Annotated in this window: 16 protein-coding genes and 1 pseudogene; 12 read left to right on the top strand and 5 right to left on the bottom strand. The window is 60.6% G+C overall.

From position 1 onward, the window contains the following. The first annotated feature begins 10 nt into the window (after nt 1-10). From hxsD to IFT98_RS13215, 6 genes are all read left to right on the top strand, one after another. Nucleotides 11-310: a His-Xaa-Ser system protein HxsD gene (gene hxsD, locus IFT98_RS13240; RefSeq protein ID WP_192049147.1), complete on the top strand. Its 300-nt coding sequence runs from the start codon at nt 11-13 to the stop codon at nt 308-310. Next, a complete protein-coding gene (hxsB, locus tag IFT98_RS13235; RefSeq protein ID WP_192049145.1) occupies nt 307-1,794 on the top strand; it encodes a His-Xaa-Ser system radical SAM maturase HxsB in 1,488 nt (495 codons plus the stop codon). Before hxsD ends, hxsB begins: the two co-directional genes overlap by 4 nt. Continuing rightward, nucleotides 1,794-3,029, top strand: coding sequence for a His-Xaa-Ser system radical SAM maturase HxsC (gene hxsC / locus IFT98_RS13230; RefSeq protein WP_192049144.1), 1,236 nt, complete (start codon nt 1,794-1,796; stop codon nt 3,027-3,029). Before hxsB ends, hxsC begins: the two co-directional genes overlap by 1 nt. Continuing rightward, nucleotides 3,026-3,634 (top strand): His-Xaa-Ser repeat protein HxsA, encoded by a 609-nt coding sequence (gene hxsA, locus IFT98_RS13225; protein WP_192049142.1) that lies wholly within the window; start codon nt 3,026-3,028, stop codon nt 3,632-3,634. Before hxsC ends, hxsA begins: the two co-directional genes overlap by 4 nt. 213 nt (nt 3,635-3,847) lie before the next feature. Next, nucleotides 3,848-4,138, top strand: a complete 291-nt coding sequence (locus tag IFT98_RS13220; RefSeq protein WP_192049140.1) for a type II toxin-antitoxin system ParD family antitoxin — start codon at nt 3,848-3,850, stop codon at nt 4,136-4,138. 2 nt (nt 4,139-4,140) lie between these two features. After that, entirely contained in the window at nt 4,141-4,497 is a 357-nt protein-coding gene (locus IFT98_RS13215) for a type II toxin-antitoxin system RelE/ParE family toxin (RefSeq protein ID WP_192049138.1), read from the top strand. 6 nt (nt 4,498-4,503) lie between these two features. Here IFT98_RS13215 and IFT98_RS13210 read toward each other — a convergent pair whose 3' ends face one another. After that, nucleotides 4,504-5,754: an MFS transporter gene (locus tag IFT98_RS13210; protein ID WP_192049136.1), complete on the bottom strand. Its 1,251-nt coding sequence runs from the start codon at nt 5,752-5,754 to the stop codon at nt 4,504-4,506. Between the two features lie 102 nt (nt 5,755-5,856). Here IFT98_RS13210 and IFT98_RS13205 point away from each other — a divergent pair, with 102 nt between their 5' ends. The 3 genes from IFT98_RS13205 (at nt 5,857) to IFT98_RS13195 (ending at nt 8,428) form a co-directional block, all read left to right on the top strand. Further along, a complete protein-coding gene (locus tag IFT98_RS13205) occupies nt 5,857-6,825 on the top strand; it encodes an AraC family transcriptional regulator (protein ID WP_192049134.1) in 969 nt (322 codons plus the stop codon). A 192-nt stretch (nt 6,826-7,017) separates the two neighbouring features. After that, on the top strand, nt 7,018-7,881 hold the full coding sequence (locus IFT98_RS13200) for a LysR family transcriptional regulator (protein ID WP_192049132.1): 864 nt from the start codon (nt 7,018-7,020) through the stop codon (nt 7,879-7,881). 121 nt (nt 7,882-8,002) lie between these two features. After that, nucleotides 8,003-8,428, top strand: coding sequence for a VOC family protein (locus IFT98_RS13195; RefSeq protein ID WP_122477711.1), 426 nt, complete (start codon nt 8,003-8,005; stop codon nt 8,426-8,428). Nucleotides 8,429-8,436: 8 nt separating this feature from the next. On the opposite strand, the pseudogene IFT98_RS13190 reads toward IFT98_RS13195, so the two are convergent. Beyond that, nucleotides 8,437-8,583: pseudogene (locus IFT98_RS13190) on the bottom strand (type II toxin-antitoxin system HipA family toxin); the annotation flags it as partial. A gap of 152 nt (nt 8,584-8,735) precedes the next feature. Here IFT98_RS13190 and IFT98_RS13185 point away from each other — a divergent pair. The 3 genes from IFT98_RS13185 to IFT98_RS13175 are packed head-to-tail and all read left to right on the top strand — an operon-like array spanning nt 8,736 to nt 11,748. After that, nucleotides 8,736-9,518, top strand: a complete 783-nt coding sequence (locus IFT98_RS13185; RefSeq protein WP_192049130.1) for an endonuclease/exonuclease/phosphatase family protein — start codon at nt 8,736-8,738, stop codon at nt 9,516-9,518. Then, a complete protein-coding gene (gene clsB, locus IFT98_RS13180) occupies nt 9,515-10,753 on the top strand; it encodes a cardiolipin synthase ClsB (protein ID WP_122715573.1) in 1,239 nt (412 codons plus the stop codon). Before IFT98_RS13185 ends, clsB begins: the two co-directional genes overlap by 4 nt. Continuing rightward, on the top strand, nt 10,750-11,748 hold the full coding sequence (locus tag IFT98_RS13175) for a lysylphosphatidylglycerol synthase domain-containing protein (protein WP_185793189.1): 999 nt from the start codon (nt 10,750-10,752) through the stop codon (nt 11,746-11,748). The genes clsB and IFT98_RS13175 overlap by 4 nt, the downstream gene beginning before the upstream one ends. A gap of 9 nt (nt 11,749-11,757) precedes the next feature. Here the strand turns inward: IFT98_RS13175 and IFT98_RS13170 are convergent, their stop codons facing one another. The 3 genes from IFT98_RS13170 to IFT98_RS13160 form a co-directional block, all read right to left on the bottom strand. Next, a complete protein-coding gene (locus IFT98_RS13170; protein WP_192049128.1) occupies nt 11,758-13,761 on the bottom strand; it encodes a hybrid sensor histidine kinase/response regulator in 2,004 nt (667 codons plus the stop codon). Between the two features lie 111 nt (nt 13,762-13,872). Continuing rightward, complete coding sequence (locus IFT98_RS13165) at nt 13,873-14,868, bottom strand: aldo/keto reductase (RefSeq protein WP_192049127.1); 996 nt, start codon at nt 14,866-14,868, stop codon at nt 13,873-13,875. A 110-nt stretch (nt 14,869-14,978) separates the two neighbouring features. Further along, entirely contained in the window at nt 14,979-15,830 is an 852-nt protein-coding gene (locus tag IFT98_RS13160) for a LysR family transcriptional regulator (protein WP_192049125.1), read from the bottom strand. Nucleotides 15,831-16,046 lie beyond the last annotated feature (216 nt).

Below are 16,046 nucleotides of genomic sequence, written 5' to 3'. Positions count from 1 at the left end.
ACCGCTTCCGATGACATGGCAAGTCACGCTGCAACTAGATAGCGCAGCCTACCCGCTCAGTGTTGTGCAACGCACCGCTTATTCCCTGGCCGACATTGTCTCGATCCAGATCGGTATCGAAGCCACTCAGATAAGCCTCACTGCCCACCCCGCTGAGGTAAGGCTAACGTTTTCCCCTGAGCAGGCTCACTCGCTGATCCTCCAGCATCTAAACGACTTCGCCCTACGTGACCATATTCACCGCGAAACAGTAGGGTTGCGCGAGGTCCTGGCCCGAGCCGCGCTCGCTGGATGTGGGAATTGCCAATGACGTTGATTGCGACAGACGCCAAGCATTACCGCTTGCTGCCTTTTCGATTCATGCGCATGAACACGGGACATGACCGTGACATCCTGCTTGCTTCCGATACCGGTGAGTATATGCACGTGAATGACGCGCAGTTACGAGCTCTCAGTTACTTCGACGTGCAACCAAGTACGCCTTTTTACAAGGACCTGCTGGCTCGCCATTTCATTTACGAACCGGGCCGCCACGACCCCTTCCCGGAAATGGCCGCGCAGTATCGCAGCCGCAAGGACTTCCTCTTCCAGGGCCCTGCACTGCACTTATTCGTGGTTACATTGCGCTGCAATCACACCTGCCAGTATTGCCAAGTATCGCGCGCGCCTCTGGGAGGATCCGGGCATGACCTATCAGAAGCGGATGCGCAGGCGGCAGTCGATCGACTGTTCGAATCGAACGCTCTCGCCTTGACTGTGGAGTTTCAGGGTGGCGAACCGCTTCTGGCCTTCGAGCGCGTCCGCAAGATTGTCGAATGGGTCGTTGAACGCAACGTGGTCGAACAGCGGGATATCCAGTTCGTCATTACCACCACGCTGCACCACCTGACAGAGGAAATACTCGACTTCGCAGAACTAAATCGCATCCAGTTTTCGACCTCGCTGGATGGGCCAGCGCTCTTGCACAATGCCAACCGCCCTACCCCATCCCGAGACTCTTACGAACGCACGGTAAAAGGCATCCAATGGGTCCGTCAGCGCCTTGGCCATGATGCAGTTTCCGCGCTGACCACGCTGACTTCAAGAAGCCTCGAACAACCTGAAGCGATCATCGATGAGTATGTAAGCCAAGGCTTCTCCAGCATCTCGCTTCGTCCTCTTAGCCCTTATGGGTTTGCCACTAAGAGTGCCCATCGACTTGATTACCCTATTGAGCGATACCTGGCTTTCTACAAGAAGGCACTGGCCTATTTGCTGGATATCAACCAACAGGGTGTATACCTGTCAGAGAGTTATGCGAGCCTGTTGCTGAAAAATATCCTGACACCCTTCTCCTCCGGCTATGTAGACCTGCGTTCCCCTGCTGGCGCAGGCACTGCGGCGCTCGTCTACAACTATGACGGTTACGTCTATCCCTCGGACGAAGCCCGAATGTTGCTGGAGATGGGTGAAGACGGGTTGAGGCTCGGCACCGTGCAGCAACCCTTGTCGGAGTTACTCTCATCGCCTGTTATGAACGCGTTGCTCGCCAGTGGTGTAGCAGAAGCGCTGCCGGGCTGCTCCGACTGCGCACTTGTCCCGTACTGTGGTGCTGACCCCATCGAGCACTATGCCCGCCAAGCTGACCCGATCGGCCACCGAGTGTTCAGCAGCTTCTGCAAGAAGAACATGGGGCTGTTGAAGCATATTTTCGGCCTGCTTGGCGATAGCGACGACAACGTACAGAGAGTACTGCTGTCTTGGTTGAACAGGCGCTCTTACAACGATGTCCGGTTCCCCGGTTACCGGGGCTGATGGTGATGCTGCGCAAAGATACCCACTTCGAAATTCATCACCTGAATGAGCCCAAACTGTTCAAAGTAATCACTCTGGATGAGTTTATCGCGCAAGGCCTGGCTGTTTGTGCCGGAATGGCTGAGTTCGATGACTTGCTGCTTTGGCTGCCAAACGAAGAGCGGCGACGGAGCCCCCATCTGCTCTCATTACCAGTGGGTGGTTTCCTGATCCCGGAGCCAATGATCGGCGACTTCGACAGCGCGCGGCCACACCTGCACACCCCCAAAGATGCAGATGTCGTGCAGCCCGGCGATGTCATTGCTATCACACCAGGTAACGCGTTGGTGCGAGTGCTCTATCGACGAGGTTCAGACAGCAACCTGCTGTTCATGACCGATCGTTGCAACAGCCTCTGTTTGATGTGCTCGCAGCCGCCCAAAGATATCGATGACCGTTGGCATATCGACGAGAACTTACGGCTGATCGACCTGATGGACCCCGGCGAGGAAAATCTGGGAATCAGCGGCGGAGAACCAACGCTTTATCGCGCCGGCCTGCTAGAAATCCTGGCCAAGTGCAAAGCCGTTCTGCCGCAGAAATCTGTTCACGTGCTCAGCAACGGGCGTCTGTTCCAAGATCCGAGCTGGATTGCAGCGCTTTCTGCCATCGGCCACCCTCAGCTGAGCTGGGGCATCCCGCTGTACGCCGACAATGCCGAAGACCATGACCATGTGGTGCAAGCTCAAGGCGCGTTCAGCGAAACCTTGCAAGGTCTTTACAACCTCGCGCGCGCTAACCAGATCATCGAGATACGCGTGGTGCTCAATCGGCTGACCACGCCACGCTTGCCAGAGCTCGCCCACTACGTGTTCAGGAACCTGCCCTTCGTGCGGCATGTTGCGCTGATGGGGATCGAAAGTACCGGCCTGGCCAGGAAGAACTACGAAGAATTGTGGATTGATCCGCTGGACTATCAAGAACCGTTGAGCCAGGCCGTGTATTTCCTGTTCAACCGAGGAGTACCGGTTTCAATCTATAACTTGCCCTTGTGCCTGATCCCGGCCCACCTCTCGCGATTCGCCCGCCAGAGCATCTCGGATTGGAAGAACCTGTTCATCGATACCTGCCAGCAATGCGCTGCCGTCAAACATTGCTCTGGTTTCTTCAAATCCCACACCGACCGTTGGCAAAGCCGCGGCGTACAATCACTATCGACCGAGGCCTTCAGCGCCTATGCAAGGAGTGCACAGTGAAATTGCTCGACCGCTGGAAAGTACTGATCGGTGGGATCAGCCTACTGCCAATGACAGGTATCACCCTTGCACAGGCGGGCCATCTATCGCTCGCCGATGCGGATTGGCAACCCAACGACAAGCTACAGCCCCCGGTGTTTGCCGATACGCTCAATGCGCCAGACGCCGTCAACATCTATGCGGCACATCGCTCGCACAGTTCTCACCGATCCCATAGTTCGCACAGCTCTCACTACAGCGGCTCGGGTGGCTATAGCGCACCTCGCTATTACAGCCCACCCGCTACCAGCACTCGAAGCTACAGCACGCCGGGTGCTTCCAGCAGCGCCCCAAGCCGCAATAGCGTTTATCAGTCGTCTGACACTACCAATAGTATAACTTCGAGCACTTCAAAAAGCCGCGCGACCAATGAGCAGAAAAACGACTTGGTCACCCGCGTGCAGACTGCGCTCATGGTGCGCCAGTATTACCAAGGCCCCATTGATGGGGTGATGGGCAAAGCGACACGTGGTGCATTGATGGCCTTTCAGATGGACAGTGGGCTGACCATAAACGGCCTGATGGATACAGCATCGCTGAATGCATTGGGTATCAAGATTCCATAAGTCGTTTCAGGTGGTGAAGGTCCAACTCCACACTGACCAGAATATTCACTACACCCCTACGCCATCCTTTTTTGAGGTTGTGCGCATGAAGCAACGGGTGACCCCATACGCCTCAGCTCGTCAGTTCCAAACCTCAAGCCATGTGTTCGCAAGCAAAATGGCATAATATGCCAATGAGCGGAAGAAACTTCTTATCGAAAGCTGGAGCTCATCATGGCGACGCGAAACGTTGTGCTCACCCCTCACCAGGAACAGGTTATCCAAGACCTGGTGCAGTCCGGCCGTTATCAGAATGCCAGCGAAGTGATGCGAGAAGGTTTGCGTCTATTGGAACAGCGCGTAGCCGAAGACACGGCCAAAATTGAGGCCCTGCGTCAGGCGACTTCGATCGGCATCATGGACCTTGAGCACGGGCGCTTCACCCAGTTGAACGAAGGGGATCTGGATCACTACCTCGAGGGCTTGAGCCTGGAGGCAACCCTCCCCGCGCGCGAGAAACACTGAGCATGTCGCAGTATCGGATTTCCAACGCGGCGCGCGCCGACATTGTCGACATCCTCAGGCTCTCCCAGACGCAGTTCGGCGATCAAGCACGCCAGCGTTACCAGGCGCTGATCCTCGCGGCGCTGCAAGCTATTGCCGGCACGCCTTATCGCGTTGGCAGCCACGACCGCGATGAGCTTGCTCCAGGCCTTCGCAGCTATCACCTCATCTATTCACGTCAGCAGGCCAAACAAACTCATGGAGCGGTGAAAAGCCCCCGCCATATCGTGTTCTATCGTGTGGCAAACGACGACGTGATCGAGGTCGTCAGACTCCTTCATGACGCCATGGAAGTACGGTTGCACTTGCTGGACGACTGATCAGAGTCACAGGTGCAGCGCAGGCTCCCGCTGGCCAACCCCGCGGCGAGAAGGAACGCGCACCCGCAGCGCAATCAGCAACGCAGCCAGCAGCATCACCACAGCCGCCGCCACGAATACACCTGAGCTGCCGCCGAGGCTGAACATTGCACCGCCAGCGGCGGCGCCGGTGGCGATGGCTGATTGCACGGAAGCCACGACCATGCCTCCGGCGCTTTCCGCCTGATCAGGTACCGCGCTGGCCACCCAGTTCGACCACGCTACCGGTACACCACCGAAGGCCAAGCCCCAGATTGCCAGCAGTACCGCCTGCCCCGGCACCGAGGCCGGCAACAACACCAATGCCAGTGCTGCAACGCCGACCAGTGCGGGCATCAGTACCAGGGTGGCCAGCGGGTTTCGTTCCAGCAGTTTGCCGGCCAACAGCGTGCCGACGAAATTCGCCGCACCAAAGCCTAGCAGCATCAGCGACAGCCCTTGAGCGCCGATGCCGGTCGTGCCTTCAAGGAACGGCCGAACATAGGTGAACATCGCGAAGTGGCCGCTGTGCACCAGCACGCAACCGAACATCCCCATGGCAATGCCCGGACGCTGCAACACCTCGAAAATGGTACGCAGTCTTGCCGGCCGCCGCGGCGCCAGGCGCGGCAAAGTGAACGACTGGAAAGCCAGGGTTACCATGCCCACCGCCGCCGCAGCAAAGAACGCGCTGCGCCAGCCGTATAGCCCGCCCAGATAGCTGCCCAGCGGCACCGCAACGACCGTGCCGATAGCGATGCCGCTGAAAATGATCGACAGCGCCCGGGGCAACAAGGCAGTTGGCACCAGGCGCATCGCTACCGCCGCTGCCATGCTCCAGAACCCGCCCAGGGCAACGCCCAACAGGATGCGCATCGACAACAGCACCGCGAAGCTGGAGGACACGGCGACCAATAGATTGGAGGCGACCATCAAGGTAGAAAAACCCAGTAATACCCAGCGCCGGTCGATGCTGCGGGTCAGACCTGGCACCAGCAAGCCAGCGAACAGTGCCACCACTGCAGTTACTGTTACTGCCTGGCCAGCCAGCGCTTCGGATACGCCCAGGTCGGTAGCCATCAGCGTCAGCAAACTGGCCGGAAGGTACTCGGCGGTCAGCAATCCGAACACCCCCATTGCCAACGAGAAGACGGCCATCCACGCCGGCGTCGCAGGCTCTACGTCCGCACCGATACCTGTAGGGCGGTCGGATACGGTGTTGCATACACCTTCAGTCATTGCTCAGATCTCCCAATCTTGATTACGAAGGGAAGTCTAGGCGCCGAGATCTGGATGATCTATGATCCTGAGTCTCTGGTTTTTGACTGAAACACCTGAACGATGCCTGCAGATCAGTTTGCTCTTTCCTCGGATCTCATCAACGAACTGTTACGCGGCATGCGATTGCGTGGCGTCGAGTACCGGCGTATCCAGGCGGGCCCTACTTTCGGTCTGGGCTTCACGGAAAAGTCCGGGCACGCCTGGTTCCACTTCATCGCCGTCGGCACTGCGGTGCTGCAAATGGAGGATGGCAGCACCTACGCGCTGTCTGCCGGCAATGCCGTGTTCATCTCCCATGGCGCAGCCCATCAACTGTTTTCTCATCCGGACGCCCCTGTTCAAGACATCGACCTTCTGGACGGCGCACCGCTCGGTGATACCGTAAGCGCGGTGGACACCGGAACCGATGCCAGCGCCACGCCAAGCACAATCTTGTTCAGCGGTTGCATGGAGTTTGAGCTGGGCAGCCTCCATGGCCTTGGCCGGCTGATGCCGGGCCTGATGCTGATCGATGCCGGCGGCCAGCGTTACCCGGGGCTGGTGCCGATTCTGGCCACCATGGAGCGCGAGGTCAGCGCTGCCCGCGTCGGTTTCGCCGGTATCCTTGCGCGGTTGGCCGACGTGGTAGCTGCCATGGTGGTTCGAGGCTGGGTCGAGTGCGCCTGCGGCAATGCCTCTGGGCTCGTCGCGGCCTTGCGCGACCCACGCCTGGCCGGTGCACTGCTGGCGCTTCATCAACAACCGGGTCGGGACTGGACCGTCGCGCAGTTGGCCGAGCACTGCCATACCTCGCGTTCAGCCTTCGCGGAGCGCTTCCAGATAACGGTTGGCATGACGCCGCTGCGCTACGTGACCGAACTGCGAATGCGCCTTGCAAGCCAGTGGCTAACCTTGGACAGGCTGCCGATCGAAGAGGTGGCGCAGCGCTTGGGATACACCTCCCAGGCCGCGTTCAGTCGCGCATTCAAACGCATTACCGGCAAAACGCCTGGACTGAGCCGTAAGGTGAGGCAAGCCGAACGCAGGTAGTGGAAGCCACCGAAATCGCCACTCGCGAACGCTGGTACACCCGTTGAAAGCGAGGGACGAAACTAGGAGCAACAGGGTGTTTTTCAGGCTGTAATCGCCGACCAGAAGTACAGTCAATGCTTTTCGAGGATCCGGATAGTTTCTGGATATCCCGTCATCGCGCAACCATCCGACAACACACCAAGGCACCCCATGATCCGAGAGCTAAAGACCTTCATCTGCGTTGCCCAACGAGGCACGTTCGCCGCCGCCGGCCAGCAGGTCGGGCTGACCCAGTCAGCCGTCAGTGCGCAGATCAGAAGTCTCGAGGAAACACTCGGCGTCAAGCTGTTCGACCGCACAGGCCGCTCCGCCACCCTCAATTCGGCAGGCCAACGCGCCATACCAATGGCCGAAGAAATCCTGCGCCTGTTCGAGCAGATGGGCGCGGCCGACAGTGCCAATGGTTTCCAGGGCTCACTGCGCATCGGCGCCATCGGCACGGTTCAGACCGGGATCCTGCCGCAGGCACTGGTGGCCTTGAAAGCACAGGCGCCGTTCATCGAAACCCACCTGGTGCCAGGCGTTTCGTTGAATCTGCTCAGTCAGGTGGATGCAGGTGAGCTGGACCTGGCCATCATGATCAAACCGCCCTTCTCGCTACCCAAGGATCTGCAGGCCGAAGTGATCGCGCGCGAGGCGTTCGTGCTGATCACCGCCACGGATGTAGAAGGCGATGATCCGCTGAAGCTTCTCGCAGAACAGCCCTTCGTGCGGTATGACCGCGGATCGTTCGGCGGCCGCCTGGTCACCCAGTTTCTCAAGGAGCAAAAGATCCACGTTCGCCAAACCCTGGAATTGGATGAGCTGGATGCGATTGTGAAGATGGTGCGCAGTGGGCTGGGCGTTTCGTTGGTACCCAAAGCGGGTCTATGGCTCGAACATTCGGAAGACGTGAAAGTATTGGAGCTGCACGACCTCACGTTTTTCAGAGAAATCGTGCTGGTATCCAAGTACCGACAAAAGCATTCACCGCTGTTCAATCTGTTTCGAGACTGCGTGTTGCAGGCGGTATGAGGCTTACTGAACGTATGATTCATCAGAATAATTGGAGCTCGGAACCGAAGATTTGCGCTTTTACTTGAGGTATTTCCGGATAAGAATTGATAAAAATCAAAACCATCCAAAGGAAATGACCGTGAGCCTTTCGCCCTTCCACCTTGCAATCCCCGTGTACGACCTGGCCGCAACCCGTCACTTCTACGGTGAGGTGTTCGGCCTTGCCGAAGGCCGCTCGAGCGCACAGTGGGTAGACTTCGATTTCTACGGCCATCAGCTGGTCATCCATGAGCACCCCAAGACGGCTTCGCAGGAAAGTGTGCACAGCAACGCGGTGGACGGCCACAACGTACCGGTCCCGCACTTCGGCATCATTCTGGAATGGGCGCAGTGGGAGGCCCTGGCAGAGCGCTTGAGGGCGCGCGGAACCGAGTTCGTGATCGAACCCTACATCCGTTTCCAGGGCCAGGTCGGCGAGCAGGCCACCATGTTCCTGTTCGACCCCTGCGGCAACGCGCTGGAGTTCAAGGCCTTCAAGGACATGAGCCAGCTGTTTGCCAAGTGATTCATGGTTCAGCTGACAGTTGCTCGCAGCCGAGCAACGTTCTCATCAATACGGTTCTGGATCATGCGCAAGGTGTCTTGAGTAATGAGCTGCGGATACAGGTCCTGAGCAATAGTCGCGAACCGGCTGGCCACATCACAAATACCCTCGATCATTTTAGCGTGTCTGTGAAACGCATTTTCTACAGCATCAGGACGCTCCGGCATGGGCCTGGTCTCCAATGATGGCACCGTTGAACCTTCACAATCGCTTCCGAGTCGGACCATAGGGGCCAAAGTGCCCCTGTCGTCCCCTCAGGAGCTTCAGAATGACCACCCCCAATCCTCAGCCGTTACCCCAGGACGCTGTGGCGGTAACTTCCCTGCATGTTCTGACGGTCAATACCCACAAGGGCTTCAGCCCGCTGAACCGGCGCTTCGTGCTGCCCGAGTTGCGCGAGGCTGTTCGCACGCTGGGCGCCGATGTGGTGTTCCTGCAGGAAGTGCTCGGGATGCATCGCTCCCATGGCCAGCGTTACGACAACTGGTCGGACGTTCCCCAATACGAATTCCTCGCCGACAGCATGTGGCCGGTGTACGCCTACGGCCGCAACGCGGTATACCCGGACGGCGACCATGGCAACGCGCTGCTGTCCAAGTTTCCCATCGTGCGCCACGAAAACCTCGATGTCAGCGTCAATGGCACCGAGGAGCGTGGCCTGCTGCATTCGGTGCTGGCAGTACCGGGGCACGGAGAAGTGCACACCGTCTGCGTGCACCTGGGGCTGGGCGAAAGCCAGCGTCAGCAGCAACTGAAGTTGCTGTGTCGGCTGCTCGACAGCCTGGATCCGAAGGCTGCCGTTATCGTCGCCGGCGACTTCAACGACTGGCGCCTGCGCGCCGATGAGGCCTTGGCCGACTGCAACATGACCGAGGTGTTCGTCGAAGCCTTCGGCAGGCATGCCAAGACGTTCCCGGCTCGCCTGCCGCTGCTCAGGCTCGACCGTATCTACATTCGCAACGCGACAGCCCATATGCCCAAGGTGCTGTCGCGCAAACCCTGGTCCCATCTTTCCGATCATGTGCCCCTCGCAGTGGAGGTTCGCCTATGAGCGAGCAATGGCGTGACAACAATGAAATCCAGCTGCTGATCAACGGTGAGGAGTTCTTCCCGGCAGTGTTCGAGGCTATCGGCCAGGCTCGTGAGGAAGTGTTGATCGAAACCTTCATCATCTACGAAGATGAAGTAGGCAAGGATCTGCAGCGGGTGCTGATCGAAGCGGCGCAACGCGGCGTGCGTGTGGAAGTGCTGGTGGATGGTTACGGCACGGCGGAACTGAGCACGCAGTTCCTGCGTGAGCTGTCCGATGCCGGCGTGAAACTGCTGGCATTCGACCCGCAGCCGCGGGTGATGGGCGTACGCACCAACCTGTTTCGTCGGCTGCACCGCAAGATCGCGGTCATCGATGGCGAGATCGGTTTCGTCGGTGGCATCAACTACAGTTCCGACCACCTGGCCGACTCCGGCGACCCGATGGCCAAGCAGGACTATGCCGTGCGTGTGCGAGGCCCCATCGTGGCCGACCTGCACCGAGCCACCCTGGCGTTGCTCGACCGCACCAGCAAGGTTGTGCGCGACCGTGCCCCATGGCGCTCGCGCAGCCCGTCGCCCGATGCCGACAGTGCGAGCGCGCGGCTGCTGCTGACCATTCGCGACAACAACGAACACACCACCGATATCGAGGACCACTACCTCAAGGCGATTCGTGGTGCGCGTGAACGGATCATCATCGCCAATGCCTACTTCTTCCCCGGCTACCGTTTCTTGCGCGAGCTGCGCAATGCTGCTCGCCGCGGTGTCGACGTGACCCTGATTCTGCAGGGCATGCCCGACATGCCGCTGGTGCGCCTGTGCTCGCGCCTGCTCTACAACTATCTGCTGCGTGACGGCGTGGTCATCCGCGAGTACTGCCAGCGTCCGCTGCACGGCAAGGTCGCGGTGGTGGACCGGGAATGGTCGACCGTGGGCTCCAGCAACCTTGACCCGCTGAGCCTGTCGCTCAACCTGGAAGGCAACCTGATCATCAAGGACCGCCGTTTCAACCAGCGGCTGCACGATCACCTGCAGGAACTGGCCGAAAGCACCTGCAAGTCGATCAGCCTGCAACGGGTTCTGCGTGGGTACTGGTGGCGCGCGCCGATCATCTTCCTCACCTTCCACTTCCTGCGCCACTTTCCGGCCATGGTGGGGTTCATTCCAGCGCACTCGCCCAAGCTGGTGCCGTTGATCGATGTCGAGCCGCAGCATTGCCAGGCGCCTGCCCTGGACCGCAAGGAGACGGTATGACGACTTCATCGCAGAGCGCGCCGAAGGCCTCGCCGAAATCCAGCAAGTGGGTATGGGCCAAGCGCATCATGACCGTGCTGTGCTTCATTCTGGTCCCGGTGCTGGTGTTCATGCTGGTGAAAAACCTCGACTGGCAGGAGGTCAAGCATGCGCTGAGCTCCTACAAGATGAGCACCTTGCTGATCGGTGCCGGCATCGTCGCAGCCAGCTACCTGACGTTCGCCAGTTATGACCTGCTGGCCAAGCGTTACATCGGCCACGAAGTGCCCAGTCGGCAGGTGCTGCCGTTGGCATTCGTGTGCTATGCGTTCAACCTCAACCTGGGCTCGTGGGTCGGCGGGATTGCCCTGCGTTACCGCCTGTACTCCAAGCTGGGTTTGGATGTGCCGGCCATCACCAAGATCCTCAGCCTGTGCCTGATCACCAACTGGCTGGGTTACCTGTTCGTGGCCGGGACGCTGTTCGCGATGGGGCTGCCGGCGCTTCCCGAAGGCTTCAAGATCGGCAGCACCGGGCTGCAGATCATCGGCGTAGTGATCATCCTGCTTGGGCTGGCGTACCTGGCGGCCTGCCGCTTCTCGAAGAAACGCACCTGGACCATACGCAAGCAGGAGATCCTCCTGCCGTCGTTCAAGATGGCGCTGACCCAAGCCTGTCTGGGCGCGTTGAACTGGAGCCTGATGGGCTTGCTGGTGTGGTCGCTGCTGCCCGAGAAGGTCGGCTATCCGACCATTCTGGCGATCCTGCTGATCAGCAGCATTGCCGGTGTGATCACCCACATCCCAGCCGGCCTGGGTGTGTTGGAGACCATCTTCATCACCCTGCTGCAGGGGCAATACTCCAAAGGTGCGCTGCTGGCCGCATTGATTGCCTACCGTGCGCTGTATTTCCTGCTGCCGCTGGCGATTGCCTGCGTGGTGTACCTGGTGCTGGAGAAACGCACCCGCACCATCGAGAAAGACCGCGAATCGGGCGCCAGCAGCGGCGCCGGATAGCGGTATCACCTAACGCCTGACCAACATCGAGCGCACGGTGTGAGTCAGGTGGTCCAGGGTGAATGGTTTGGTGAGCACATGGGCGATGGCTCCCGGTACCTCGTCGCTGGCCGCGGTCTGATCCGCATAGCCGGTGATGAACAGCACTTTCAGCCCGGGCTCCAACGCCCAGGCGGCATCTGCCACCTGACGGCCATCGAGGCCACCCGGCAGGCCGATGTCGGTGATCAACAGGTCGGCCTTCAAGCCGCCCTGCACCAGTGACAAACCCTCTACGCCATTGGCCGCTTCCAGCACTCGGTAGCCCTTCTCCCGCAACGCTTCGCCCACCATCTGCCGCAACGTTCCCTCGTCGTCGATCAACACGATGGTTTCACCGGTGGCTTCAGTGTCCAGCAGGGCTCCGGTCACTACCGGCAGCGTCGCACCGATCTCGCCGGTGTGTCGCGGCAGAAACAGGTGCATTGCGGTGCCCTGCCCCAGTGAGGAATCGACACGGATCTGCCCGCCCGACTGGCGGACGAAGCCGTACACCATCGACAGGCCCAGGCCGGTGCCCTGACCCAGTGGCTTGGTGGTGAAGAACGGATCGAATACCCGTGCGATGGTCTGCGGATCCATGCCCGTGCCACTGTCGGTCACACTCAGGCACACGTACTGGCCCGGCTGCAGATCGTTCTCGGTGCGGGCTCGGGCGAACTGATGGTGATTGCGCGCGCGCAACCACAGGCTGCCGCCCCCCGGCATTGCATCACGAGCGTTGATGCAGAGGTTGAGCAGCGCGCTTTCCAACTGGTTGGCGTCCACCCGCACCCACCAGACATCGTCGTCGCCCTGGGCACTGAACTCGATGCTCGGGCCCAGCGTCTGGCGTACCAGGTCTTCGAGGTCGGCGATCAGGGCCTTGGGCTCGACAGCCCGTGGCGCCAGGGTTTGACGACGCGAGAACGCCAGCAGCCGATGAGTCAGGGTCGCGGCCCGGGCCGAGGCCCCTTGGGCAGCGTCGATGTACCGCTTGAGCTCGCCGATGCGGCCCTGTTCGACACGTTGGCGCAGCAGTTCCAGGCTGGCGCTGATGCCGGTCAGCAGGTTGTTGAAGTCGTGGGCAAGCCCGCCGGTCAACTGCCCGACCGCTTCCATCTTGAGGCTGTGGCGCAGTTGTTCTTCGACCTGCTGCAGCATCAGCGCACGCTCGCGCTCTTCGGTCACGTCACGGCCTACGGAGTGGAACGAGTCTTCGGCAGGCACCGCTGCCCAGGCAATCCAACGGTAGCTGCCGTCGCGGTGGCGCAGGCGGCAGGTCATGTCATGCAGGCGTTCGCCGCGATACAGCGGCACCATCGCAACCGCTACCGCTTCATGATCGTCGGGGTGGATCAGGTCGATGGCGTGATGGCCAACCAGGTCCTCGGCGCTCCAGCCCAGCACCCGCGACCAGGCCGGATTGATGGCTGTGATTTCGAGCCTGCGGCTGGCCACCAACATGATGTCGGATGAAAGGTCCCAGAACCGGTTGCGTTCGACCGTACGCGCCATGGCTTCACGCTCGAAGCCTTCGGCTGCCTGCTCGGCCTTGTCCCTGGCCTGCAATGTCGCGGTGGTTTCGATGACCGTGTCGAGCATGCCCACGATGCTGCCATGTTCGTCGCGTACAGGGCTGTAGCAGAAAGTGAAATACGCCTGCTCGGCCCTGCCGTTGCGCTGGATAACCAGCGGGAAGTTCTCGATGAAGGTCGCTTCGCCTTCAAAGGCACGGTCCATGATCGGCTCGATCTCGTCCCACACTTCGCTCCAGACAATGCGCATCGGCACTCCGAGCGCCGGTGGCTTGCCCGCCAGCAAGGGCTCGAACGCATCGTTGTACAGGGTGATGCGCTCGCCTCCCCAGGCCAGACAGCCGGGGAAGCGTGATGCCAGCAGCATATCGACGGCGATGCGCAGGACGGCAGGCCAACTGTGGATCGGCCCCAGCGGCGTCGCGGCCCAGTCGTGGCAGCGTACTTTCTCGCTCATGCCCTCTCGGGAAAAGGGAAACGGGTGGGTCATGTTCAACTCAGGCAGTGGATCGCAGAGCAAAGATAGCATCCGCGCGATTCCTCGGCGACCCACCTGCGCCCAGCTCTGTCAGGCAAAACCGGTCACCACATGTGGTACGTAGGGGCCTTCGAGCCGCGCCGTTTCCTCTTCGCTCAACGACAGCTGCAACGCGGCCAGGGCGTCGTCCAGCTGTGCGGCCTTGGAGGCACCGACGATGGGCGCCGACACGCCGCGCTTGTTCAACACCCAGGCCAGCGCTACCTGCGCCATGGGCACGCCGCGTTCCTTGGCGATTTGCTCGACCACGTCGATCACCTTGCCATCCTCGACCTCGGTGGCAGCATAGAACGACTGCCCGGAAATGTCGGTGCGGGTGCGTTCGGTCTGCATCCCGTGCGGGCGGGTCAGCCGGCCGCGGGCCATCGGGCTCCAGGGCATCAGGCCGACGCCCTGATCCAGGCACAGGGGAATCATTTCGCGCTCTTCTTCGCGATAGATGAGGTTGAGGTAGTTCTGCATCGAGACGAACCGGCTCCAACCGTTGCTGGCCGCGACCTGCTGGGCCTTGGCGAATTGCCAGGCGTACATCGACGACGCCCCGATGTAGCGCGCCTTGCCTGCTTTCACCACGTCGTGCAGGGCTTCCATGGTCTCTTCGATCGGCGTGTGATAGTCCCAGCGATGAATCTGATAGAGGTCAACATAGTCTGTGCCCAACCGCTGCAGGCTTGCATCGATACTGGCCATGATCGCCTTGCGCGACAGGCCCTGCTCATTGGGCTTTTTCGAGCCTTCCCACATGTTGGCCGGAAAGAACACCTTGGTGGCGATCACGGTTTCTTCGCGACGGGTGAACTCCTTGAGCAATTTGCCGACGATGACTTCGGAGGTGCCGGCCGAGTAGCTGTTGGCCGTGTCGAAGAAGTTGATGCCCTGCTCCACCGCATGCTTGATGATCGGCCGACTGGCATCCTCGCCCAAGGTCCAGGGGTGGGTACCGGCATCCGGCTCGCCGAAGGTCATGCAGCCCAGGCACAGGCGGGAGATGTCCAGGCCAGTGTTGCCCAGCTTGACGTAGTTCATGAAGAGGCTCCTGCGGGGGACCGCGCGACATGCCGGTCCGATGCCTTTACCTTAGCGCCCACTCCGACCGGACATAACCCCCAGGCGTCGCACCTGAGCTATGCAGAAATTCACAAGCGTGGCAGCACTGCCATGCATTGCCGCACGAATTCGCTGACCGCCTGGATGCGTGGCGTTGCGCGCACGTCTTCGTGGAACGCCATCCAGACCTCGATGTTGAAGGTGGCCGCTTCCGGGTCGACCCGTTGCAGGCCGTGTTCGGCGGCAATGAACGCCGGCAGGCAGACGATACCCGCTGCGCCTGCAGCAGCCAGTGCCTGCACGCGCAGGTCGTTGCTGCACAGCACGAATCCGCCGTCCGCAGCCTGTTCGACCAGCCAGCGATGCTGGACGGATTTGGCTTGCGAAGCGTCGTAGCCAATGAAGCGCGGCTTCGCTGCCTGCGCCAGGTAGGCAGGGCTGGCGTACAGCGCATAGTCCAGGTGCCCGAGCAGACTCGCCACCAATGTCGACTCCAGCGGCCGGGCCAGGCTGACTGCGACGTCTGCCTCCCGGCGCGCCAGCGAGGTGCGCGACTTGGTACCCACCAGGCGCAGCGACAACGCCGGATGCTGCGCCAGCAGGGTACCGGCGTGGGTCGCAATCAGGCTGCCCAGCAATACGGGCGGTGCCGACAGCACCACTTCGCCCTGCACGTCTGGCTGATCGGCGCCAGCGTAATGCTCCAGAGCGAACGAGGAGGTGCTCATCTGCTCGGCGAACTCGGCAATCCGCAGTCCCTGGTGGGTCAGCACGTAGGCACGCGAGCGGCGATCGACCAGCTTGAGGTTGAGCGCGGTTTCCAGTGACGCGATGCGCCGCGCCACGGTGGCATGGTCCACCGCCAGCGCCCTGGCCGCCGACGCCAGCGAGCCGGCTCGCACGAAGGCCGCAAAGTGCCTCAGATCTTCCCAATCGAACATGGATACCTCGCCCGTGAGTGGGCAATGATACCCATAGATCTGCGCAAATCCTGCAACTACGCAAGCTGTCATCTCTGGAGCACCGCGCCGCTCTGTAGCAGCGGCGCAAGCCGCGTCGGCGGCACATGCAGTATGCCTGCAGGGTCGCGGTGACTCCGGACGCGGCTCGCGCCGCTGCTACAGGACTGTGAAATCCCCTGATAAAAAACACTTGCC

The organism is Pseudomonas sp. CFBP 8770 (assembly GCF_014841705.1).
Lineage (GTDB): Bacteria > Pseudomonadota > Gammaproteobacteria > Pseudomonadales > Pseudomonadaceae > Aquipseudomonas.
The sequence above is the reverse complement of the archived record's forward strand: the minus strand, read 5'-3'. Positions and strand labels throughout refer to the sequence as shown.